Below are 22,651 nucleotides of genomic sequence, written 5' to 3' on the forward strand. Positions count from 1 at the left end.
CGGCGGGCGGGGCTCCGGCGTTCGGCCGGGCCCCGGGGGCGGCGGGCTCAGCGCTCGACCACCCGGTCGAAGTGGGTGGTGGTGTGCCGGACGGTCAGGGACAGCTCGTCGCCGATCGCGGGCGGCTTGAGCTCGCCGGGCAGGAACAGGATCGACACCTGCATGTGCGGCGGCTCGGCGAACCACAGCTGCTTGCCCTGCCAGGAGTACGGCGACAGCGTCCGGTTGACGGTGGCCAGACCGGCCCGGGCCAGCCCCTTGGCCCGGGGCAGCACCCCGTGCACGTACTTGGGGGCCTCCAGGCCGACGCCGTGCGCTGTGCCGCCGGTGGCGACCAGCAGGTGGCCGTCGGAGGGGGCCTTGTGCTGCCGGTAGCCGTAGCGCTCGCCGCGGGAGACCGGGGTGACGTCCAGGACGGTGGCCCGGGAGGAGAGCGCCTCCACCTCGCCGAGCCAGAGCCGGGTGCCGATCCGGGAGCGGAAAGCGGTGCCGGGGTGCCGCTCGGCCAGCCGCGGCCCGTCCGCGGCGGACAGGTGGCTGAGGTAGACGGTGTCGGCGGGCAGCCCGGCCCCGTCGATCGCCCGGACCAGGCCGGACACCTCGTCCACCGGGTCGCTGCCGTCCGGCCGGTCCAGCGGCAGGTGCAGCGCGAAGCCCTCCACCGCCAGGTGCCCCACCGGCAGCCGGGACAGCTCACCGGCCGCGACGCCGTGCCGCCGCATCGAGGTCATGCACTCGATCACCACCCTGGTCCCCCCGGGCAGCGCGGCCAGCGCCTCGGGGTGCGCGACGGTGCGCACCACCCGCCCGGCGGGCAGCTCGACCTCGGGCTCGCCCGCCCGGTAGGGGGTGAGCACCAGCAGGTCGCCGGGGAAGTCGCCGGCCACCGCCGCCGCCTCGTCCGTGGTGCCCACCGCCAGCGTCGGCACGCCCAGCCGGGCGGCCTCGGCGGCCAGCCGGGTGTTGCCGAAGCCGTAGCCGTTGCCCTTGGCGACCGGGACGAGCCCGTCGAACTCGGCCAGCAGGCCGCGCTGGTGCGCCCGCCAGCGGCCGGTGTCCACGTACATCGTCAGGGTCATCGCGTTCTCTCCGTGGTGTTCTTCGGGTGGCGCACCGGCGGGCGACCGGCGACCGGCGACCGGCAGGCGGCGGGTCGGCGGGCGGCGGTCCGCCGGCCCGGCCGTCCGGCTCAGCGGCGCGACATGTAGAGGTCGAGCGCCTTGTGCAGGAGCTTGTTGAGCGGGAAGTCCCACTCGCCGAGGTACTCCGCGGCCTGGCCGCCGGTGCCGACCTTGAACTGGATCAGCCCGAACAGCGGGTCGTCCTCGTCCAGGGTGTCGCTGATCCCGCGCAGGTCGTAGACGCTCGCGCCGAGCGCGTAGGAGTCCCGGATCATCCGCCACTGGATGGCGTTGGACGGCTTGACCTCGCGCTTGTGGTCGGCCGAGGCGCCGTAGGAGTACCAGACGTGCTCGCCGACCACCAGCATCGTGGTGGCGGCCAGCGGCTCGCCCTCGTGGTAGGCGAGGTAGAGCCGCATCCGGTTCGGGTCCTCGGCGGTGAGGGACTGCCACATCCGCTGGAAGTAGGAGAGCGGCCGGGGCGTGAAGTGGTCCCGCTCGGCGGTGACCACGTACAGCTTGTGGAAGACCGCGAGGTCCTCGTAGCCGCCCTGGACCACCTCGACGCCGCTCTTCTCGGCCTTCTTGATGTTGCGCCGCCACAGCTGGTTGAAGCCGCGCTGGACGTCGTCCAGCGAGCGGCCGCCCAGCGGCACCTGGAAGACGTACCGGGGCTGGACGTCGCCGAAGCCGGCGCCGCCGTCCTCGCCCTGCAGCCAGCCGGAGCGGCGCAGCCGTTCGGCGGCCTCCAGGGCGCGGGGCTCGGTGAAGTCCGGCTCGACGTCGCGCAGCCGCTTGGCCCGGTCGCCGGCGATCGCCTCCTTGATGGTGGGCGCCTCCCAGCGGCGCACCACCACCGGCGGGCCCATCTTCACCGAGAAGGCGCCCTGCGACTTCAGGTGCGCCAGCATCGGCTTGAGCCAGCGGTCGAGGTCCTGGTCGAACCAGTCGATCACCGGCCCCTCCGGCAGGTAGGCCAGGTACCGCTTCACCTTGGGCAGCTGGCGGTAGAGGACCAGCCCGGCGCCGACCAGCTCGCCGGAGGCGTCGAACCAGCCCAGGCTCTCCGCGCGCCACTCCGCCTTCACGTCCGCCCAGGAGGGCACCTGCATGTGGCTGGCCGAGGGCCGGCTCTGCACGAAGGCCAGGTGTTCCTCGCGTGTGATCGTCCGCAGCCGCAGGCTCATGCTCCGTGCTCCTCCTCGTCGGATCCCCCCATGGTGACCCTATCGTCCGAATGGTCCGATTCGACCGGGAACCGACCCGACATGATGATGCCCTCCCGGCGGCACCCGCTGATACAGGTACTACGCCGGGAGGGCATCGGAGGCCCAGTGGAGGGAGGCGGACTCAGCCCGCCCCGCGCCGGGGGGAGATCACCACACGCCCCCGAACAGGCCGCCGTGCGCCACGCCGAGGAAGAGGCCGAACGCCGCCGCGCCGGTGCCGATGACGACCGCGAAGCGCTCGGCGGTGGTCACCGAGAGGAACAGCCCGGCCAGTCCGGTGAGCACCCCGAACAGGCCGGTCCACGAGGTCAGGAGGTGCAGGTGGTGGAAGAACGAGGTGACGAAGGCGATCACCCCGAGCAGGACGGTCACGCCGACCAGGGCGTTCTCCCGCGGGTGCGGGTGTCCGTCGGTGTTGAGGGTGAACTGCGACCGGTGCTGCGGCCTGGGGACGGCCTGTGCCATGGGACCCACCTCCCGGGAGAGGGAACGTTCGTTCTGTCCAGATTGCGGCCGATGTGACCGAAGTGACAACCGCGGCGGCCAACTGTTTTGTCCGCCGGTCGGCTGACCCGGTAGGCTGGCCCCTCTGCACTGGTGTAGGGGCGTGTTCGCATGCCCGGATCCACCGGTGCCGACGCGCACAACCCTCCTGCCACGGAAATGCCGTGGCCGTTGAGTCCAAAGGAGGTGGGTTACACATGCGTCACTACGAGGTGATGGTCATCCTCGACCCCTCGGTCGAGGAACGCGCTGTCTCCCCCCTGATCGAGAGCTTCCTCAACGTCGTCCGCACCAGCGGCGGCAAGGTGGAGAAGGTCGACACCTGGGGCCGTCGTCGCCTGGCGTACGAGATCAACAAGCAGTCCGAGGGCATCTACTCGGTCATCGACCTCAAGGCCACGCCCGAGGTCGTCAAGGAGCTCGACCGCCAGTTCAGCCTGAGCGAGTCGGTTCTGCGGACCAAGGTCCTGCGCCCGGACACCCACTGAGCCCGCTTCCGGCGTCCGCGCCGGAGGGCTCACGTCCGGTGTTCCACGTGGAACACCGCTGACGAGCACCGCAGAACTCCTTTCCGAGAGGTCATCACCACATGGCAGGCGAGACCGTCATCACCCTCGTCGGCAACCTCGTCGACGACCCCGAGCTGCGCTTCACCCCGTCGGGTGCCGCGGTGGCCAAGTTCCGCATCGCGTCCACCCCGCGCACCTTCGACCGCCAGACCAACGAGTGGAAGGACGGCGAGAGCCTCTTCCTCACGTGCAACGTCTGGCGTCAGCCGGCGGAGAACGTGGCCGAGTCGCTGCAGCGCGGCATGCGCGTGATCGTGCAGGGCCGACTGCGCCAGCGGTCTTACGAGACCAAGGAAGGCGAGAAGCGGACGGTCTTCGAGGTCGAGGTCGATGAGGTCGGCCCGAGCCTGCGCTCGGCGACCGCCAAGGTCACCCGCGCCAACCGGACCGGCGGTCCGGGCGGTGGCGGCGGCGGCTTCGGCGGCGGCCAGCAGGGTGGCGGCGGCTTCGGCGGCGGCAACCAGGGCGGCGGCAGCTGGGGCGGAAACCCCGGCGGCGGCAGCCAGGGCGGCCCGTCCGACGACCCGTGGGCGTCCAGCGCCCCCGCGTCCAACCAGGGCGGCGGCGGCTGGGGTGGAAACTCCGGCGGCGGCTACTCGGAAGAACCCCCGTTCTAAGCGGTGCTCGGCGGGCCCCCCGCGGGCCCGCCGACGCTGACAGATCTCGTACCTAACGGAGCACACAATGGCGAAGCCGCCTGCTCGCAAGCCGAAGAAGAAGGTTTGCGTCTTCTGCAAGGACAAGGCCACGTACGTGGACTACAAGGACACGAACCTGCTGCGGAAGTTCATTTCCGACCGCGGCAAGATCCGTGCCCGCCGGGTCACCGGCAACTGCACCCAGCACCAGCGTGACGTCGCCACGGCCGTGAAGAACAGCCGTGAGATGGCCCTGCTGCCCTACACCTCCACCGCGCGCTAAGAGAGGGTGACCGAAGAATGAAGATCATCCTCACTCACGAGGTCCCCGGCCTCGGCAGCGCCGGCGAGATCGTCGAGGTCAAGGACGGCTACGCCCGTAACTTCCTGGTCCCGCGCGGCTTCGCCATCCGCTGGACCAAGGGCGGTCAGAAGGACGTCGACGCCATCCGTCGCGCCCGGAAGATCCACGCCATCCAGACCCTCGACGCCGCCAACGAGGTCAAGGCCAAGCTCGAGGGCCTGCAGGTCAAGCTGGCCGTTCGCTCCGGCGAGGCCGGCCGCCTGTTCGGCTCCGTGACCCAGGCCGACGTCGTGGAGGCCATCAAGGCCGCCAGCGGCCCGGCCGTGGACAAGCGCGCCGTCGCGATCGCCTCGCCGATCAAGACCGTGGGCACCCACAAGGTCTCGGTCAAGCTGCACGGTGACGTCCAGGCCAACCTCGACGTCAACGTCGTCGCCGCCTGAACGCAGTCGTAGCGGTGCCGTAGCGTCCGTGCCGCAGGGCACGCCGCGAGGCACCCGGAGGGCCGGACCCCGTTCCACGGGGTCCGGCCCTCCGGCCGTTCCGGGGCCGTTGCCGCGCCCGGTCCCCGGTGCCGTCCTCAGGCCCGGACCGCGCCGGTGACCATCCAGCGGCCGGTGCGCACCCGACCGGCCAGGAACGCGGCCCGGCTCAGCATGAACAGGTTCATCGCCCACCACAGCCCGGCCAGCCCCAGGCCCAGCGCCGGGACGGCCAGCGCCGCCGGGACGAACAGCAGCAGGGTGACCAGCATCGCCCGCGCCAGGTAGCGGCCGTCGCCCGCGCCCATCAGCACCCCGTCCAGGACGAACACCAGCCCGCCCACCGGCTGGGTCAGCGCGGCCAGCAGCAGGGCGGTGGACAGCTGCCCCTGCACCGCCGGGTCGGAGCTGAACAGCGGGACGTACAGCGGGCGGCCCAGCACCATCAGCAGCCCGAACAGCACGCCCGCGCCGAGGCCCCACTCGACCATCCGCCGGGTGGCGGCCCGGGTGCCCGGCAGGTCGCCGGCGCCCAGGTAGCGGCCGATGATCGCCTGCCCGGCGATCGCCACCGCGTCCAGCGCGAAGGCCACGAAGGACCAGACGGTCATGGTGATCTGGTGGGCGGCCACCTCGGCGTCGCCCAGGTGCGCGGCCACCGCGGTGGCCAGCACCAGCACCGCGCGCAGGCTCAGGGTCCGCACCAGCAGCGGGCCGCCCGCCCGGGCCGAGGCGCGGATGCCGGCGGCGTCCGGCCGCAGCGTCGCGCCCTCGCGGCGGGCGCCGCGGACCACCACCGCCACGTACACCGCGGCCATCGCGTTCTGCGCGATCACGGTGCCCCAGGCGGAGCCGGCCACCCCGAGGCCGGCGCCGTACACCAGGCCCAGGTTGAGCAGCAGGTTGGCGGTGAACCCGCCGATCGCCACCAGCAGCGGGGTGCGGGTGTCCTGGAAGCCGCGCAGCACGCCGGTGGCGGCCAGCACCAGCAGCATCGCGGGCACCCCGAGCGCGCTGATCCGCAGGTAGGTGACGGCGTGCGGTTCGGCGGTGGCGGAGGCGCCGAGCAGCCGGGCGGCCTGCGGGGCGAGCAGCAGGGTGAGCACCACCAGGCCGGCCGAGAGGACCAGCGCCAGCCAGATCCCGTCGATGCCCTGCTGGACGGCGGCCCGCCGGTCGCCCGCCCCGATCCGGCGGGCCACCGCGGCGGTGGTGGCGTACGCGAGGAAGGCGAACACGCCGACGACGGTGGTGAGCGCGGCCGAGGCGACGCCCAGGCCCGCCAGCTGGGCGGTGCCGAGGTGGCCGACGATCGCCGAGTCGGCCATCAGGAACAGCGGTTCGGCGACCAGGGCGCCGAAGGCGGGGACGGCCAGGGCGAGGATCTCCCGGTCGTGGCGGCGGCGGTCGGCGGCGGGCGGACTGGCCGTGGGCGGTCTGACGGGCATGGGCTCAGCCTACTCATCCACAGGTAATGGCTGTAAGTGTCCTGTGACACTTACTTCTCCTGTGGACGGACCCGGGTTCGAACGGTCCCTCGAACAGGACCCCGGCTCGGGCCCCGGGTGTGTGAAGAATTTCTCATGCACAGGCTGTGCGGAGAGTCACCGCAGGTCAGCGATGTCTCACCAGGGTGATCGTGTGGTTATCCACAGTGGTGTCCACAGGGTTGTGCACAGCTTTGGCGGAGTTACCCACAGCCTGCGGGCGGTTATCCACACCCCCTGTGGATAACCGCCTTTGAACAACCGCCCGACCCCCCGTACCGTGGCTCCGGACCAGACCCCGGTGGCCGCGCGACACCGCCCGCACACGGCCGGAACTGTCGGCTCGGTGGCGTAGGAAGGAACGCGCCCCACCGGACAGGCCCGCACCAACTCGCACCGCTCGCTGATCGGGGAACACGCGTGACCGGCCCCCAGTACGAAGACCACGACGCCCCGCCGCCGGAGGACGACTGGCAGCCGTCCGACGACGCCTTCCCGCTGGACGCCTTCCCCGACGTCCCGGGCGACCGCCTCCCGGTCTCCCGCCGCTCCGGCGCCCCGGCCGGCCGCGAGGGCTCCGGCGGCTCGGGCGGGTCCGGCGGCGGCTTCCAGCGGCGGGACGGCGGCAAGGGCGGCGACCGCTTCCCGGCCAAGGGCGAGCGCCGCGACCGGGACGGCGACCGCGAGGGCGGCTTCGGCGGCGAGGGCTTCGAACGCGTCCCCCCGCAGGACCTGGCGGCCGAACAGTCCGTGCTCGGCGGCATGCTCCTCTCCAAGGACGCCATCGCGGACGTCGTCGAGGTGCTCAAGCCCGCCGACTACTACCGCCCCGCCCACGAACTCATCCACGGCGCGATCCTCGACCTCTACGCCCGCGGCGAGCCCGCCGACCCGATCACCGTGGCCGGCGAACTCACCAAGCGCGGCGAGCTCACCCGCGTCGGCGGCCCCTCCTACCTGCACACCCTGGTCAACTCCGTCCCCACCGCGGCCAACGCCGAGTACTACGCCGAGATCGTCCACGAACGCGCCGTCCTGCGCCGCCTGGTCGAGGCCGGCACCCGCATCGCCGGCATGGGCTACGCCGCCGAGGGCGACGTCGACGACATCGTCAACGCCGCCCAGGCCGAGATCTACGCCGTCACCGAACAGCGCACCAACGAGGACTACGCCCCCCTCGCCGACATCATGGAAGGCGCCCTCGACGAGATCGAGGCCATCGGCTCCCGCTCCGGCCAGATGTCCGGCGTCCCCACCGGATTCGCCGACTTCGACCAGCTCACCAACGGCCTCCACCCCGGCCAGATGATCGTCATCGCGGCCCGCCCGGCCATGGGCAAGGCGCTCGCCCTGGACACCCCGCTGCCCACTCCGGACGGCTGGACCACCATGGGCGAGGTCGCCGTCGGAGACCTGCTGCTCGACGCCGACGGACGGCCCACCCGGGTGGTCGCCGCCACCGAGGTGATGCTCGACCGGCCCTGCTTCGAGGTGTGCTTCGACGACGGCACCAGCGTGATCGCCGACGCCGACCACCAGTGGCTGACCGACACCCGCGCGGTGCGCCGCTCCGGCGGGAACGGACGGGTCGTCACCACCAAGGAGATCGCCGCCACCTTGCGCTGCGACTCCGCGGACGGCCGCGCCAACCACTCCGTGCGCAACACCGCCCCGCTCGATCTGCCCGAGCGGGACCTCCCCGTCCCGCCCTACGCCCTCGGCGCCTGGCTGGGCGACGGCCACACCGATGCCGCCCGGATCACCACCACCGACCCGGAGGTCCTGGAGCGCCTCGCCGCCGACGGACTGGCGGCCCGCCGGGTCGGCGACACCCCGACCTACGCGCTGCGCTACGACGTGGCGGAGCCGGAGACCTTCGAACGGGCCTGCGTCGTCTGCGGCACGGTCTTCACCCCCGAGCTCGCCCACGTCCGTACCTGCGGGCGCTCCTGCGGCGGCCGGGCCAGGCTCGTCTCCGCGCCCGTCCCGCCGACCACCTGCACGGACTGCGGCGCCCCGTGCTCCTCGCCGTTCTCCGAGCCCCGGTGCCACTCCTGCAGTCGGCGGTACGGCAGCCTGCTGACCGCCCTGCGCGAGCTGGGCGTGCTCGGGCACAAGCACATCCCGGCCGCCTACCTGCGCGGGTCGGTCGCCCAGCGGCGGGCCCTGCTGGCCGGGCTGCTGGACACCGACGGGACGGTCAACGCCACCGGCTCGGTGCAGTTCGCCGTGACCAGCCGCGAACTCGCCGAGGGTTTCCGGGACCTGGTCGTCGGTCTCGGCCACCGCTGCGGCCTGGCCGCCAAGCGGGTCGCCGGCCGTTCCGAGGAGTCCTCGACGGTCTGGACCGTCACCTTCACCCCGACCGGCGAGGTCTTCGGGCTCGCCCGCAAGCGGGCGGTCCACGCCGAGCGCCGGCGGCCGGCCACCCCGAGGCTTCGGCAGCGCTACGTCGTCGACGTCCGCGAGGTCGACAGCGTCCCCGTGCGGTGCGTCGAGGTCGACAACCCCGACCACCTGTACCTGGCCACCCGGTCGATGGTGCCCACCCACAACTCCACGCTCGCGCTGGACTTCGCGCGGGCCTGTTCGATCCACAACAACCTGCCGAGCGTGATCTTCTCGCTCGAAATGGGCCGCAACGAGATCGCCATGCGCCTGCTGTCGGCGGAGGCGCGGGTGGCGCTGCACCACATGCGGTCGGGGAACATGACGGACGACGACTGGACGCGGGTGGCCCGGCGGATGCCCGAGGTGAGTGCGGCGCCGCTGTACATCGACGACTCGCCGAACCTGTCGATGATGGAGATCCGGGCCAAGTGCCGGCGGCTCAAGCAGCGCAACGACCTGCGGCTGGTGGTGATCGACTACCTGCAGCTGATGCAGTCCGGCGGGTCGCGGCGGGCGGAGAGCCGGCAGCAGGAGGTCTCGGACATGTCCCGGAACCTGAAGCTGCTGGCGAAGGAGCTGGAGCTCCCGGTGATCGCGCTCTCCCAGCTGAACCGCGGCCCCGAGCAGCGCACCGACAAGAAGCCGATGGTCTCCGACCTGCGCGAGTCCGGCTCGATCGAGCAGGACGCCGACATGGTGATCCTGCTGCACCGCGAGGACGCGTACGAGAAGGAGTCGCCGCGGGCCGGCGAAGCCGACCTGATCGTGGCAAAGCACCGAAACGGCCCAACTGCGACCATTACCGTCGCTTTCCAGGGACACTATTCCCGCTTTGTCGACATGACTCGCGATGTGACCTGACAGGCCGTCGAATTTTTTGTCCGCATACCGCCAAAGCCCGTGCGGGAACGGGAAAAAGGAGATTGTTCGAACAGGGTGGGATCTGTACGCTGAGCGAGCCTCTCATCGGATCTTCACTTTTATTCTTCGGGGTGTCGGTGTCTTATCGCCGTTTTCTCGCGGGTGCCGCTGCTGTTGCCGCCGGCCTCGCGTTCGTTCCGGGCCAGGCCGTGGCTGCCGACTCGGACTCTCCCGCTCGTTCCGCCAAGGCCGCCGGCGTGCACGCCGCGCCTCAGGCGCCGAAGCCCGACTTCCAGACCTTCGACGGGTCGGTCTCGGGTAGCAAGTCCGCCGCGCCGCAGGCTCGTGGCGCGCAGTCGCAGGCCGGTCCGCTGACCGCCGCGAACAACTCGCTGGGCGCCTCGCTGCACGCCGTGCAGTCGTCCGCCCACGGCATCGACCTGGACATCTCCGCCACCAGCGACAGCTGGCCGCTCACCGCCACCATCAACTGGGGCGACGGCAAGAGCACCTCGGTGGCGGTCTACTCGGCCGCCAAGGTCACCCAGACGCACGTCTACGACCAGCTGGGCGCCTACGCCATCAGCGTCACGCTGACCGACGGCTCCGGCAACACCGCCAGCGGCAACCTCAGCCTCGCGACCGCGGGCAACTCGTACACCGCGTACGGCCCGACGCGTCTGCTGGACACCCGGGACGGCACCGGCGCCCCGCGCGCCAAGGTTCCGGCGTACGGCACCGCGAAGATCAAGATCGCGGGCAACGGCTCCATCCCGGCCGGGGTCACCGCGGTGGTGCTGAACGTCACCGTCACCAACCCGGGGACCGAGGGCCACGTCACGGTCTACGGGGACGGCGACGCCCGGCCGACCACGTCGAACCTCAACTACCTGCCGGGCCAGACCGTTCCGAACCTGGTGATCGCGCCGGTCGGGGCCAACGGCTACGTCGACCTGTACAACGGCGGCTGGGGCAGCGTCGACCTGATCGCCGACGTGACCGGGTACTTCACCCAGAGCCAGGCCTCCGGCTACACCCCGGTCGACCCGAAGCGCCTGCTGGACACCCGCAACAGCGGCAAGGTGGCCGCGTACGGCACCGTGCCGGTGACCATCCCGACCAACGCGCAGGTGCCGGACAACAAGTTCACCGCCGTGGCGCTGAACGTCACCGTCACCAACCCGGGCAGCGACGGCCACCTGACGGTGTACCCGAGCGGGCAGTCCCTGCCCACCGCCTCGAACGTCAACTTCACCGCCGGCCAGACCGTGGCCAACTCGGTGATCGTGCCGGTCGGCCCGGACGGCAGGATCCAGGTCCAGAACGGTGCCTGGAAGGCGTCGGACGTGATCGTGGACGTGGTCGGCTACTACACGCCGAACAGCCAGAGCGCGTACGTCCCGGTGGACCCCGACCGCCTGCTGGACACCCGCCAGTCGAGCCCGCTCTACCCGTACAACGCCAGCTACGGCTACGACTACATGCCGCTCGACCTCGGTTCCTGGGACCCGAACATCACCGGCTGGGCGCTGAACGCGACCGTCACCAACACCCGCGGCGACGGCCACCTGTCGGTCGCGCAGGACCCGAACACCATCGCGGCCTACGAGGGCGGTTACTTCAGCTGGCCGTCGGTGCCGAACTCCTCGTCCCTGAACTGGAAGGCCGGGCAGACCGTCCCGAACCTGGTGCAGGCGAGCGTCGGCAGCACCGGGCTGGTCGACTTCTGGAACGTCGCCTACTCGCAGACCGACCTGATCGTCGACATGTTCGGCTTCTACAGCAAGAACTGATCCCCGATCGGCCAGGAGCCCCCGCGGACCTCGTCCGCGGGGGCTCCGCCGCGTCTCAGAACCAGTGCAGGCAGTGCGGTGCGCGGTCGGCGCGGAACAGGGCGTCGGCGCGGGCGGCGGCTTCGGGGTGGTGGGGGCGGAGGTGGCCGGCCCGGGCGAGGGTGCTGGGGGTGGTGCCGCCGAGCAGGATCGAGCCGAGGTCGCTGATGTCGAGCGAGAGGTCGGGGGCGCGGTCGGTGGGGACGCAGGTGGCCTCGCCGTCGCGGACGGTCAGCAGGTGGCGGTGGTGCTCGCCGAGGAACGGGTCGTCGACGTCGAGGACGAGCGTGCCGTCGGTGCTCCAGCCGCGGGCGGTGAGCGCGCCGGGCACGTCCAGCACCCGGGCCCAGAGCCAGTCGGTGTGCTTGCCGGGCTGGCCGGCGCCGTAGTCGGCGAGCAGCCAGGGCAGCGGGTGGTCGGGCGGGACGTGCTTGAACACCACCTGCTCGACCAGGTCGTGGCCGAGCAGGTAGCGGGCCAGCGCGGCGTACGCGGCGTCGGTGGTGGCGACGGTCTCGTCGGCCACCAGTGAGCGGCCCTCCTCGACGCTGTAGCTGGCGTACCCGTCGGGCCGGCCGGCGGCGTCCCGGTGCAGGGCGACGTAGCGGGGCTTGGGGGCGACCGGCGGCTGGCCAGCGCCGCGCTCCCACCAGCGGTGCGGGCGGGAGACCGAGCCGGGGCGCAGCCGCCGGTAGTCGTCGTAGACCTGCTCCAGCAGCGGCACCGCCCTGTCGCGGTGCAGCAGTTCGACCGTCCCGGCCTCGGCGGCCCCGGCCCGGGCGGGGGCGAGGGCGGCGCGCTGCCGGGGCACGGTGTAGCGCTGGGTGTAGGTGGCGGGCCCGTAGCCGAAGCGGCGGTAGATCAGCGACTCGGAGGCGAGCAGCACGGCCAGCACCTCGCCGCGTCCGCGCAGTTCCGCGAGCTGGTGGCGCATCATCGCGGTGAGCACGCCCCGCCGCCGGTGCGAGGGCAGCACGCCGACGGCCGTCACCCCGGAGACCGGGACGATCCGCCCGCCGGGGAGGGTGAGTTCGAAGGTGTACGCCCCGGCGGTGCCGATCGGCCGGCCGTCCGCGTCGTGGGCGAGCAGGCCGCGCTCCGGTTCGAACGCCGACCACCAGACGCCGCCGCCGTCCGCGCCGGGCGGGTCGACGAACATCCCGAACGCGGCGTGCACGGTCTCGACGAAGAGGTCGAGGTCCTGCTCGGTGGTGGGCCGGATGTCGATCAATGCCGCCGCCTTCCGCGGTCGCCGTCGCCTGTCCGGGCCAGTGCAGCCCGCTCGCCCGTCCACGGTCAAGGGATTAAACGGGGTCGGGTAGGGTCGCCCGCCATGGACGATGACCTGGAACTGCTGCCGCTGCCGGACCGGGCGGCCGAGCTGCTGGCCGGGGCGGGGGCGCCGCCGCGGCTGGTGGCGCACCTGCGGCTGGTGCACGACGTGGCGGCGCGGCTGGCGGACTGGGCGGCGGAGCGCTGCCCGGAGCTGGCGGTGGACCGGGAGGCGGTGCTGTTCGGGGCGGCCACCCACGACATCGGGAAGGCGGTGCACCGCTCGGAGCTGTCCGGCCCGGGCTCGGCGCACGAACCGGCCGGGCGGGAGCTGCTGCTGGCGGCGGGGGTGGCCCCGGAGCTGGCCCGGTTCGCGGCCGGGCACGCCGACTGGGGCCCGTCCTCCACGGCCGAGGACCTGCTGGTCTGCGTGGCCGACAAGGTGTGGAAGGACAAGCGGGTCCCGGAGCTGGAGGACCTGCTGGTCGACGCCCTGGCGCGGGCGGGCGGCGGGGAGCGCTGGACGTGGTTCCTGGCCCTGGACGAGCTGCTCACCGCGATCGGCGCGGACGCCGGGGCGCGGCTGGCGTACCAGGGGCGTTTCCCGGTCTGAGCCGGTCTGAGCCGGTCTGAGCCGGTCCGGTCCGGTGCTGCTCCCGGGCCCGATCCCGGCCGGGGCCGCTAGTCGAGCGTGACGGTGCTGCGGAAGACGGTCGCGCCGGGGCCGGTGAGCAGCGTCGCGGTGCCGTCGGCCGGCAGGAACGCGGACTCGCCCCGGTGGAGCGTCAACGTCCGTCCTCCCGAGGAGAGTTCGGCCGTTCCGGCGGTGCAGAGCAGGATCTGCGGGGCGTCGCCGGGCAGGGTGGCGGGGCGGTCGGTGAGTTCGTAGCGGGAGAGCCGGAACTCGTCGATCGGCACCGGGTAGTGCCGTTCGCCGTCCGGGCCGGGCGCGGGGCGCAGGATCTCCGGGCGGCCGCCGCGGAAGTCGACCACCTCGAGCAGTTCGGGGACGTCCACGTGCTTGGGGGTGAAGCCGCAGCGCAGCACGTTGTCGGAGTTGGACATGATCTCGACGCCGGTGCCGCGCAGGTAGGCGTGCGGCAGCCCGGCGCCGAGGTAGAGCGCCTCGCCGGGCTGGAGCCGGACGTGGTTGAGCAGCAGGGCGGCGACCAGCCCGGGGTCGCCGGGGTGCTCGGCGGCGGCGAAGGCGTACCCGGCCAGCTCGCCGGTCGGGTCGGTGGGGGCGGCGGCGGTGACCGCGCGGGCGACGGCGGCCACGGTCTCCCGGCCCGCCGCGCCGGTCAGGCCGAGCGCCCCGGCGAGTGCCCCGGCGAGCGCCTCCGGTTCGGGCTCGGTGCGCAGCAGGTCGATCAGCGGGGCCAGCCCGGGGACGTCGAGCGAGGCCATCAGGGCGGCCGCGTCGGCGGGGGTGCGGAAGCCGCAGAGGCCCTCGAACTCGCCGAGCGCGCAGATCAGTTCGGGCTTGTGGTTGTCGTCCTTGTAGTTGCGCTCCGGGGCGTCCAGCGGGATGCCGCGGGCCTCCTCCTCGGCGTACCCGGCCCGGGCCTGCGCCCTGGTCGGGTGGGCCTGGATGGAGAGCGGCAGGGCGGCGGCGAGCACCTTGAACAGGAACGGCAGCGTCGGCCCGAACCGCTCGACGGAGGCGGCGCCCAGTTCGCCGACCGGGTCGGCGGCGATCAGCCGGTCCAGCGGGACGGGGCCGTCGCCGCGGTCGACCAGGGACGGCGCGCCGGGGTGGGCGCCCATCCACAGCTCGGCCTGGGGCGCACCGGTGGCGGGCCGTCCGAGCAGCTCGGGGACGGCGGTGGTCGAACCCCAGGCGTAGTCGCGGACGGTGTTGTCGAGCCGGTCCATCAGTGCTCCCGGAATGGTGTGTGCGCGAGGTGCCCGGTGGCCGGGGACCAACGACAATAGTCGACGCCCGCGGTGGCCCGGGGGGTTGCGGTGATCACCCTCCTGGGCGCGCCCACCCGGCGGCGCGGGGGCCTTCCGGCCAGGCTGGACGGGACGGGCCGGCCCGCGCCCGCCGCCGCACCGACCAGGGGAGCAGCCGTGACCGCGTCACCGTCCGACGAGAGCGCCCCCGGCCACCGGGCGGACGCCGCACCGGCCGTCCGCCCGTTGGAGGTCGAGGTCTTCACCGGCCCGGAGAGCGCGTTCTTCGCCACCTCCAGCCTGATCATGGGCGAGCGCACGGCGATCCTGGTCGACGCCCAGTTGACCCGCAGCGCCGGGCGCGAGCTGGCCGAGTGGATCGCCGGCAAGGGGCGCGAGCTGCTGGCGATCGTGGTCAGCCACCAGCACCCCGACCATTACTTCGGCGCGGAGGAGGTGCTGCGGCTGTTCCCGGCCGCGCAGCTGCTGGCCGCGCCCTCGGTGGTGGAGGGCATCGGGCGGACCGCGGCGGCGAAGGTCGCGCAGTGGAAGCCGGTGTACGGCGACGACGTCCCGGACCAGCCGCTGCTGCCCGCGCCGCTGCTGCCGCGCCCGCTGATGATCGACGGCCAGCTGATCCGGGTCCTGCAGCTGGGCCAGGGCGACAGCGCGGGCTCCACCATCACCCACCTGCCGAGCATCCGCACCGTGGTCGCGGGCGACTTCGCCTACAACGGCACCCACGTCTGGACGGCCGACACCGACCCGGACGCCCGCGACCAGTGGTCGCACAACCTGGTCCGGATCGCCGACCTCGGCGTGGACCGGGTGATCGCCGGGCACCGCGCCCCCGGCATGGACGACGCCGCGCACCGGGTGCTCGCCTTCACCGCCGGCTACCTGCGCGACTTCGACGAGGCCCTGCACGACCACCCCGAGGACGCGGAGGCGCTGGCCGCCGCGGTGAACGAGCGCTACGGCGGCCTGACCCTGCCGGCCATCCTGGAGCACGGCGCGGCCGCGAACGTCGCACGGCGGGAGGTCCCGCACGAGGACAACGGGATCGTGGACGCGGAGATCGTCGACGGCGACGATCAGTGACCCCGAGGGGGCGGTGCCGGGGGAGCGGCCCCGGGGGAGCGGCGGCCGGGGAGTGATACTGCGGGGGTGACGCGGAACGGGTACGACGCGGTGGTGGCGGCCGGCGGGGCGGGGCGACGGCTCGGCGGGATCGACAAACCCGCCCTGACGGTCGGCGGACGCCCGCTGCTGGACCGGGTGCTGGCGGCCTGCGCGGACGCCCGCGAGGTCCTGGTGGTCGGCCCCGAGCGGCCCACCGAGCGGGCCGGGGTGCGCTGGCTGCGCGAGGACCCGCCGGGCGGCGGCCCGCTGGCGGCGGTGGCCGCCGCGCTGCCCGCGGTGACCGCGCCCCGGGTCCTGCTGCTCGCCGCCGACCTGCCGTTCCTGGACCGGCCGACGGTGGGGCGGCTGCTGGCCGCGCTCGACGGGGACGGCGGCCCGGACGGCGCCCTGCTGGTCGACGCCGACGGCCGCGACCAGCCGCTGGCCGCCGCCTACCGCACCACCGCCCTGCGCGCGGCGCTCACCGCCCTCGGCGACCCGTCCGGCCGCCCGCTCCGCCACCTGCTCGCCCCGCTCCGCCTGACCCGCCTGCCCGACCCGGCGCACGCCTCCTTCGACTGCGACACCTGGCCGGAGCTGGCCGCGGCCCGCGACCGGGCGGGGCGGGAGGCCGGGGAGTCCTGAGGAGGAGGGGGACGGAGTCTGCGCACGCCAGGCAGGTCCGGCGACGGCCTCCTCGACCTTGCGGCACCCGGCCGGAGCCGCCTGCGGCCCGGGGCCGGGCGGGGTGCAGCGGAGTCGGGTCCGGTGGCGGGCTTCGGCGGGTTCGGGCCCGGTGGCGGGTGTGGGAAGAGTGGTCGGCCGGAGCCGCCTGCGGGCCGGGGCCGGGCGGGGTGTGGGCCCGGGCGGTGGGAGAAGCGCGGAGTCGGGTTCGCTGGCGGGCTTCGGTGGGGCCGGGTGCGGGAAGGGCGGCTGGCCGGACCCGGCGCGGTTCGAGATCGTTCGGGGCGCGGGGCCGGGCGGCGCGCGAAATGGAGTCGGGCCCGGTGGGGGGCTTCGGCGGGTCCGGGTCCGGTGGCGGGCGTGGGAAGGGTGGTCGGCCGGAGCCGCCTGCGGGCCGGGGCCGGGCGGGGTGTGGGGGCGGCTTCGGCGGGGTGCTCACGGCGGGTGGGGGCGGGGGGTGAGCGAAACGACGTGTGGCGCTCACCGGGGAAGCGGTCGGCGGGTGCCCGGATCGGGCAGCATGGGCGTCATGGAGCGCACATTGGACGAGTGGATGGCCGCGGCCGCTGCCGAGCTGGGCGTGGACCTGGCGGTGGACGTGCGCGGGCTGTTGGACATGACCCGGGTGGTCGCGCACGGGGTCGAGCGGCCGGCGGCGCCGCTCACCGCGTTCCTGGTCGGCTACGCGGCGGCCGGGGCCGGTGGCGGCGCGGCGGCGGTGGCCGAGGCGAACGCGAAGGCGGTGGCGCTGGCCGAGCGCTGGGCGGCTGCCGCTGCCGCTGCCGCTGACGACGCCGACGCCCCGGCGGCCGACGGCGCGGACGGACGATGAGCGGGCCGGCGGGGATGGGGACGGTGGACCCGGCCGGTGACGTCCGGGTGACCTCGGTGGCGGCCACCCTGCGCGGGTGCCCGTGGCGGGCGGCCCGGGACGCGGCGCGGGCGGCGGTGGCCCGGCCGCTGCCGGTGGAGCGGGTGGAGCTGGCCGCGGCGGCGGGGCGGACGCTGGCCGAGCCGCTGGCGGCACTCACCGACCTGCCGGCCTTCGACACCTCGGCGATGGACGGCTGGGCGGTGGCCGGTCCGGGGCCGTGGCGGCTGTCCGGCCGGGTGCTGGCGGGGCAGCCGTGCGCGCCGCTGGCGGACGGCGCGGCGGTGGAGATCGCCACCGGTGCCCAGTTGCCGCCGGGCGCCACCGGGGTGCTCCGGCGCGAGCACGGCGCGCTCACCGAACGTCCGGACGGCGCGGCCCAGTTGCGTGGTGAGGTGGTGCCCGGGCAGGACGTCCGGCCGCGCGGGCAGGAGTGCGGCCGGGGCGAGGAGCTGCTGCCCGCGGGGCTGCCGGTGACCCCGGCGGTGCTCGGGCTGGCCGCGGCGGCCGGGCACGACCGGCTGGCCGTGCACCGCCGTCCGACCGTCGAACTGCTGGTGCTGGGCGACGAGTTGCTGGTGGCGGGGCTGCCCGGTCCGGGCCGGGTGCGGGACGCGCTCGGTCCGCTGCTGCCGCCCTGGCTGGCCGGGGCGGGGGCCGAACTGCTCGGCAGCCGCCACGTCCGGGACGACTTCGGGCTGCTGCGGGACGCGATCCGGCACTCGCCCGCGGACCTGGTGCTCACCACCGGCGGCACCGCCGCCGGGCCGGTGGACTTCCTGCACGCCGCGCTGGAGGCCACCGGCGGGCACCCGCTGGTGGACGGGGTGGCGGTGCGGCCCGGGCACCCGATGCTGCTGGCGGCGCTGCCCGGCGGCCGTCACCTGGTGGGGCTGCCCGGCAACCCGCTGGCTGCGGTGGCGGGCACCGTCACGCTGGCCCTGCCGCTGCTGCACGCGCTGTCCGGCCGGGCCGGGCCGGTCGCCGGTCCGGTCGAGCCGCTGGCCGCCGCGCTGCCCGGGCACCCCGTCGACACCCGGCTGCACCCGGTGCGCCGGACCGCCGCCGGGCTGGTCCCGCTGCCGCACGACGGGCCGGCGATGCTGCGCGGTCTGGCCCGGGCCGAGGCGCTGGCGGTCGTCCCGCCCGGCGGCCTGGCGGCGGGGGAGTACGCGGAGGTGCTGGCGCTGCCCGCGGCCTGAGCCCCGGAATCCGGCGGGCGGGCGGACGGGCGGGAGGGGGCGGTGTTCCACGTGGAACACCACCCCCTCCCGCCCGTCCCGGGTCAGTGGGTGACCGGGGTGCCCTGCTTGATGACGATCAGGCGGTCGGTGAGCTGGAGCACCGCGGCCTCCGGCTCGGTGTAGTTGAGCACCCGGCGGCCGCGGACCACCGCCACCACCAGGTCGTCCAGCTCGCGCGGGCTGCGTCCGGCCTCGGCCTTGGTGACCGGGCGCTCGGTGACGTCCAGGCCGTTGCCGTAGGTCAGCAGGTCCTCCATCACCGCGCCCGCGTTGGGGCTGAGCATCGACATGCCCAGCAGTCGGCCCGCCGAGCTGGAGGAGGTGACCACCACGTCCGCGCCGCTCTGCCGCAGCAGCGGGGCGTTCTCGTCCTCGCGGACGGCGGCGACCACGGTGGCGCCCTTGTTCAGCTGGCGGGCGGTCAGGGTGATCAGGGCGGCGGTGTCGTCGCGCTCGGGGGCGACCACCACCTGGGCGGCGCGCGGCAGTTCGGCCCGGATCAGGGTGGCGGCCCGGGTGGCGTCGCCGAGCACGCCGACCAGCCCGTCGTGGGTGGCCTGCTCGACGGCCTTGGCCTGCGGGTCGACCACCACGATGGACTCCTTCGGGACGCCCTGCCCCAGCAGGGTGTCCACGGCGCTGCGGCCCTTGGTGCCGTAGCCGATGACGACGGTGTGGTCCCGCACGGTGTGCCTCCAGCGTTCGATCCGCCACTGCAGGCGGGTGCGTTCGGTGAGCACTTCGAGAGTCGTGCCGACCAGGATGATCAGGAAGACCACGCGCAGCGGCGTGATCACGAGGATGTTCACCAGCCGCGCGCCGTCGCTCACCGGGGTGATGTCGCCGTACCCGGTGGTGGAGAGGGTGACGGTGGCGTAGTACGCCGAGTCGAGCAGGCTGACCGAGGTGTCCGCGTTGTCGTTGTAGCCCACGTGGTCCGCGTACACGATCAGCGTGGTGGCCACCAGCACGCCCAGCGCCAGCAGCAGCCGGCGGGCGACCTGGAGCGTCGGCGGCCGGCCCGGCCGGGACGGGAGGGCGATCCGCCGGGTGGGGTCGTTGGTGTCGGTGCCCGCGTCCCGGAAGAGACTGCGCGTCAGGAAGGACGGTCGGGCACCCGGGTCCTGGGGCGGGATGGTTTTCGGCACAGGGACAAGGATGGGGGGTCGGGCCGCCCCGGGGTGACGGCGGGGCCGGAGTGTCGCCACCCTGTCCGGTCCGCCTCCGAGGCCCTGACGGGCTGTCCGTTGACGGCGAGGGGGGCGGGGTGCGCGGGAGCGGGAGGCGTAGCGTGGCGGCCATGCGAGCCATCACGATTCCCGAGCCCGGCGGCCCCGAGCGGCTGGTCTGGGCCGAGGTACCCGATCCCGTCCCGGCGGCCGGCGAAGTGCTGGTCGAGGTCGCCGCCACCGCGGTCAACCGCGCCGACCTGCTGCAGCGCCAGGGCTTCTACGATCCGCCGCCCGGCAGTTCCCCCTACCCCGGCCTGGAGTGCGCGGGCCGGATCGTCGAGGTCGGCCCCGGGGTGGCCGGTTGGGCGGTCGGCGACGAGGTGTGCGCCCTGCTCGCGGGTGGCGGCTACGCCCAGCGGGTGGCCGTCCCCTCGGGTCAACTGCTGCCCGTACCCAAGGGGTTGACGCCGCAGCAGGCGGCGGCGCTGCCCGAGGTGGCCTGCACGGTGTGGTCCAACGTGTTCCAGGTCGCCCACCTGCGCCCCGGCGAGACCGTCCTGCTGCACGGCGGCGCCAGCGGCATCGGCACCATGGCGATCCAGCTGGCCAAGGCGGTCGGCGCCCGGGTCGCGGTCACCGCGGGCAGCCCGGAGAAGCTGGCCCGCTGCGCCGAGCTCGGCGCCGACCTGCTGATCGACTACCACCGGCAGGACTTCACCGCGGAGCTGACCGCGCTCGGCGGGGCCGACGTGATCCTCGACATCATCGGCGCCAAGTACCTGGAGCGGAACATCGACGCCCTGGCGGTCAACGGCCGCCTGGTGGTGATCGGGCTGCAGGGCGGCGCCAAGGCCGAGGTCAACCTCTCCGCCCTGCTGGCCAAGCGGGCCGCCCTGGTCGCCACCAACCTGCGCGGCCGCCCGCTCGGCGAGAAGGCCGCCATCGTCGCCGCCGTCCGCGAGCACGTCTGGCCGCTGGTCGAGGCGGGCGCGGTCCGCCCGGTGGTCGACCGGGTCCTGCCGATCACCGAGGCCGCCGAGGCCCACCGGGTGGTCGAGTCCGGCGCCCAGGTCGGCAAGGTGGTCCTGGAGGTACCGGGAGCCACCGACTGACGGTCGACATGCCCGGATTGTCCGAGTGTGTGAGTCTGGTCACAAGCTGTTCCGCCTCCGCCCGCACCCCGCTGCGGGCGGCCGTCGGGAGGACCTGCTTTCCATGCTCGCTCGCCGCCGCCCCGCCCCCGCCGTTCCGGCCCGTGCCACCGCCTGCCCGCCCGCGCTGCGCCGCTGGGCGGCGCTGACCGGGGTGGCGCTCCCGCTGCTGCTGGCCGCCCCGGCCCTGGCCGCCGACCCGGCGGCCGGGCCGCGGCAGCAGGCGCAGGCCCAGCTGGACGCGGCCCGGGAACAGGCCCGGGCACAGCTGGACGCAGTGCGCGAGCAGGTGGCCGGGCTCGTGGCCGGGGCCGCGGCGCCACCGGTGAGCCCGGCGCCGGGCGGCGCGATATCCGGGCCGCCCGCGCCGGCCCCCGTCCCCGGGACGGCCGCCCCGACCGCCGCCTCCACCCGCACCGCCACCGTCCTGGCCGCGCCGGTCGCCCCCGCGGCTCCGGCCGCCCCGGTGGAACCGGCCGGACCGGCCGAGCCCGCCGCGCCGGTCGAGTCGGCGGAGCCGTCCCCGGCCGCCCCGGCCCCCTCGTCCGCCGCGCCGTCCGCCCCCTCGTCCACCGCACCGTCCGCCGCGCCCTCGCCCGCGGCGTCCCCCGGCCCCGCGGAGCAGCCCGAGCCGGCCCCCTCCCCCACCCCCTCCTCCCCGCCCGTGCCCGGGTACGGGCGGCACCAGCAGGCGGTGGTGCCGCCGCTCCCGCCGTCGCCGGAGCCCTCGGACGGCGGGACGGCGGGGGCAAGCGGGACGGCGACCGTGGCGGCCTCCCCGGTCCGTCCGGCGCCGCCGGCCCGACCGGGCGGGAGCGGCGCCGGACGGCAGGCGGCGCCCGCGCCGGAGGCGGCACCGCCCGGCCGGAGCGGCCCGGCCGCGGACCCGGCGGAGGACGAGGCGCTGCCGGACGGGGCGGGGACGGCCGACCCGGGGACGCCGCCGGAGGCCGCGGGCGGGGCGCTGGCCGCCGGGCCGGTGGTGCCGGCCGTGCCGCCGCTGCACTGGGACGATCCGTCCCTGCGGCTGCTCCCGCTGGGCGCCGGGCTGGGAATGATCGGCCTGGGTCTGGGTTTGATCGGGCTGAGGCTGCGTAGGCGCTAGGCCGGCAGCGGTGAGACGGAGCGGACGGGGCGGGACGATCGGCGGTCCGGCTTCGTTGACCTCCGTAGCGGACGAAGCATATGAAGGAGCTATGACCAACCCGATGAACGAGCGGTCTCAGCAGGAGCACTTCCTGGCGGCACAGGCGGCGAACGGGAGGCCGGAGGACAGCCCGAAGGTGCTGATCGTCGGGCCGGACGGGATGGCGGTGGGCACCGCGCCGGCCGGCGGGCTCGGACGGGGCGACGGGGACGACGAGCCGCGCGAGCTGCCGGTGACCGAGATGGTCGAGCAGCCGGCGAAGGTGATGCGGATCGGCAGCATGATCAAGCAGCTGCTGGAGGAGGTGCGGGCGGCGCCCCTCGACGAGGCGAGCCGGGCGCGCCTGAAGGACATCCACGCCAGCTCGATCAAGGAGCTGGAACTGGGCCTGGCCCCGGAGCTGGTCGAGGAGCTGGAGCGGCTGTCGCTGCCGTTCGCCGACGACACGATCCCGACCGAGGCCGAACTGCGGATCGCCCAGGCGCAGTTGGTGGGCTGGCTGGAGGGCCTGTTCCACGGCATCCAGACCGCGCTGTTCGCCCAGCAGATGGCCGCCCGGGCGCAGTTGGAGCAGATGCGGCGGGCGCTGCCCCCGGGCCTGCAGGGTGCGGAGGGCGACCCGGAGGAGGGCGGCCCGGGCCGCGGAATCCGCTCCGGTCCGTACCTGTAGCCCT

The 22,651-nt window shown here is 74.5% G+C and carries 20 protein-coding genes and 1 pseudogene; 14 read left to right on the plus strand and 7 right to left on the minus strand.

Annotation, left to right across the window (positions count from 1 at the left end):
• Nucleotides 1-47: 47 nt before the first annotated feature.
• The 3 genes from ACIP60_RS12590 to ACIP60_RS12600 form a co-directional block, all read right to left on the minus strand.
• Complete coding sequence (locus tag ACIP60_RS12590) at nucleotides 48-1,079, minus strand: alanine racemase (protein ID WP_400682803.1); 1,032 nt, start codon at nucleotides 1,077-1,079, stop codon at nucleotides 48-50.
• Between the two features lie 110 nt (nucleotides 1,080-1,189).
• Complete coding sequence (locus tag ACIP60_RS12595; protein ID WP_400682806.1) at nucleotides 1,190-2,308, minus strand: lipid II:glycine glycyltransferase FemX; 1,119 nt, start codon at nucleotides 2,306-2,308, stop codon at nucleotides 1,190-1,192.
• 189 nt (nucleotides 2,309-2,497) lie between these two features.
• On the minus strand, nucleotides 2,498-2,815 hold the full coding sequence (locus ACIP60_RS12600) for a hypothetical protein (RefSeq protein ID WP_100837242.1): 318 nt from the start codon (nucleotides 2,813-2,815) through the stop codon (nucleotides 2,498-2,500).
• A gap of 236 nt (nucleotides 2,816-3,051) precedes the next feature.
• Between ACIP60_RS12600 and rpsF the strand changes: the two genes are divergently transcribed.
• From rpsF to rplI, 4 genes are all read left to right on the plus strand, one after another.
• On the plus strand, nucleotides 3,052-3,342 hold the full coding sequence (gene rpsF / locus ACIP60_RS12605) for a 30S ribosomal protein S6 (protein ID WP_030457607.1): 291 nt from the start codon (nucleotides 3,052-3,054) through the stop codon (nucleotides 3,340-3,342).
• 101 nt (nucleotides 3,343-3,443) lie between these two features.
• Nucleotides 3,444-4,040: a single-stranded DNA-binding protein gene (locus ACIP60_RS12610; RefSeq protein ID WP_400682809.1), complete on the plus strand. Its 597-nt coding sequence runs from the start codon at nucleotides 3,444-3,446 to the stop codon at nucleotides 4,038-4,040.
• Between the two features lie 67 nt (nucleotides 4,041-4,107).
• Nucleotides 4,108-4,344: a 30S ribosomal protein S18 gene (rpsR, locus tag ACIP60_RS12615; RefSeq protein ID WP_033214207.1), complete on the plus strand. Its 237-nt coding sequence runs from the start codon at nucleotides 4,108-4,110 to the stop codon at nucleotides 4,342-4,344.
• Nucleotides 4,345-4,361: 17 nt separating this feature from the next.
• On the plus strand, nucleotides 4,362-4,808 hold the full coding sequence (gene rplI, locus ACIP60_RS12620; RefSeq protein WP_400682813.1) for a 50S ribosomal protein L9: 447 nt from the start codon (nucleotides 4,362-4,364) through the stop codon (nucleotides 4,806-4,808).
• A 137-nt stretch (nucleotides 4,809-4,945) separates the two neighbouring features.
• Here the strand turns inward: rplI and ACIP60_RS12625 are convergent, their stop codons facing one another.
• Nucleotides 4,946-6,295 (minus strand): MATE family efflux transporter, encoded by a 1,350-nt coding sequence (locus ACIP60_RS12625; protein WP_400682816.1) that lies wholly within the window; start codon nucleotides 6,293-6,295, stop codon nucleotides 4,946-4,948.
• Nucleotides 6,296-6,754: 459 nt separating this feature from the next.
• Here ACIP60_RS12625 and dnaB point away from each other — a divergent pair, with 459 nt between their 5' ends.
• Nucleotides 6,755-9,586: a replicative DNA helicase gene (gene dnaB / locus ACIP60_RS12630; RefSeq protein WP_400682819.1), complete on the plus strand. Its 2,832-nt coding sequence runs from the start codon at nucleotides 6,755-6,757 to the stop codon at nucleotides 9,584-9,586.
• Nucleotides 9,587-9,843: 257 nt separating this feature from the next.
• Nucleotides 9,844-11,379, plus strand: a complete 1,536-nt coding sequence (locus ACIP60_RS12635) for a hypothetical protein (protein WP_400682822.1) — start codon at nucleotides 9,844-9,846, stop codon at nucleotides 11,377-11,379.
• A gap of 55 nt (nucleotides 11,380-11,434) precedes the next feature.
• Here the strand turns inward: ACIP60_RS12635 and ACIP60_RS12640 are convergent, their stop codons facing one another.
• Entirely contained in the window at nucleotides 11,435-12,646 is a 1,212-nt protein-coding gene (locus ACIP60_RS12640) for a GNAT family N-acetyltransferase (protein WP_400684130.1), read from the minus strand.
• Nucleotides 12,647-12,751: 105 nt separating this feature from the next.
• Between ACIP60_RS12640 and ACIP60_RS12645 the strand changes: the two genes are divergently transcribed.
• Nucleotides 12,752-13,303: an HD domain-containing protein gene (locus ACIP60_RS12645; RefSeq protein ID WP_100837247.1), complete on the plus strand. Its 552-nt coding sequence runs from the start codon at nucleotides 12,752-12,754 to the stop codon at nucleotides 13,301-13,303.
• A 68-nt stretch (nucleotides 13,304-13,371) separates the two neighbouring features.
• Here the strand turns inward: ACIP60_RS12645 and manA are convergent, their stop codons facing one another.
• The gene (gene manA / locus ACIP60_RS12650) at nucleotides 13,372-14,565 is read right to left on the minus strand and encodes a mannose-6-phosphate isomerase, class I (RefSeq protein WP_400682825.1); all 1,194 of its coding nucleotides are present in this window, start codon (nucleotides 14,563-14,565) and stop codon (nucleotides 13,372-13,374) included.
• Nucleotides 14,566-14,763: 198 nt separating this feature from the next.
• Between manA and ACIP60_RS12655 the strand changes: the two genes are divergently transcribed.
• From ACIP60_RS12655 to ACIP60_RS12670, 4 genes and pseudogenes are all read left to right on the plus strand, one after another.
• Entirely contained in the window at nucleotides 14,764-15,687 is a 924-nt protein-coding gene (locus ACIP60_RS12655; RefSeq protein ID WP_400682827.1) for an MBL fold metallo-hydrolase, read from the plus strand.
• Nucleotides 15,688-15,753: 66 nt separating this feature from the next.
• A pseudogene (locus tag ACIP60_RS12660) lies at nucleotides 15,754-16,344 on the plus strand (molybdenum cofactor guanylyltransferase); the annotation flags it as partial.
• Between the two features lie 577 nt (nucleotides 16,345-16,921).
• On the plus strand, nucleotides 16,922-17,224 hold the full coding sequence (locus tag ACIP60_RS12665) for a DUF6457 domain-containing protein (RefSeq protein ID WP_400682829.1): 303 nt from the start codon (nucleotides 16,922-16,924) through the stop codon (nucleotides 17,222-17,224).
• Nucleotides 17,221-18,465: a molybdopterin molybdotransferase MoeA gene (locus ACIP60_RS12670; protein ID WP_400682832.1), complete on the plus strand. Its 1,245-nt coding sequence runs from the start codon at nucleotides 17,221-17,223 to the stop codon at nucleotides 18,463-18,465. The genes ACIP60_RS12665 and ACIP60_RS12670 overlap by 4 nt, the downstream gene beginning before the upstream one ends.
• Nucleotides 18,466-18,548: 83 nt before the next feature.
• Here the strand turns inward: ACIP60_RS12670 and ACIP60_RS12675 are convergent, their stop codons facing one another.
• Complete coding sequence (locus tag ACIP60_RS12675) at nucleotides 18,549-19,607, minus strand: potassium channel family protein (protein ID WP_400684132.1); 1,059 nt, start codon at nucleotides 19,605-19,607, stop codon at nucleotides 18,549-18,551.
• 200 nt (nucleotides 19,608-19,807) lie between these two features.
• Between ACIP60_RS12675 and ACIP60_RS12680 the strand changes: the two genes are divergently transcribed.
• The 3 genes from ACIP60_RS12680 (at nucleotide 19,808) to ACIP60_RS12690 (ending at nucleotide 22,647) form a co-directional block, all read left to right on the plus strand.
• Nucleotides 19,808-20,791 carry an NAD(P)H-quinone oxidoreductase gene (locus tag ACIP60_RS12680; RefSeq protein ID WP_400682834.1) on the plus strand — a complete coding sequence of 328 codons (984 nt, stop codon included), beginning with the start codon at nucleotides 19,808-19,810 and terminating at the stop codon, nucleotides 20,789-20,791.
• A 103-nt stretch (nucleotides 20,792-20,894) separates the two neighbouring features.
• A complete protein-coding gene (locus ACIP60_RS12685) occupies nucleotides 20,895-21,935 on the plus strand; it encodes a hypothetical protein (protein ID WP_400682837.1) in 1,041 nt (346 codons plus the stop codon).
• Between the two features lie 91 nt (nucleotides 21,936-22,026).
• The gene (locus ACIP60_RS12690; RefSeq protein ID WP_400682839.1) at nucleotides 22,027-22,647 is read left to right on the plus strand and encodes a bacterial proteasome activator family protein; all 621 of its coding nucleotides are present in this window, start codon (nucleotides 22,027-22,029) and stop codon (nucleotides 22,645-22,647) included.
• Nucleotides 22,648-22,651: the final 4 nt, after the last annotated feature.

The organism is Kitasatospora sp. NPDC088783 (assembly GCF_044750705.1).
GTDB classification, from domain to species: domain Bacteria; phylum Actinomycetota; class Actinomycetes; order Streptomycetales; family Streptomycetaceae; genus Kitasatospora; species Kitasatospora fiedleri.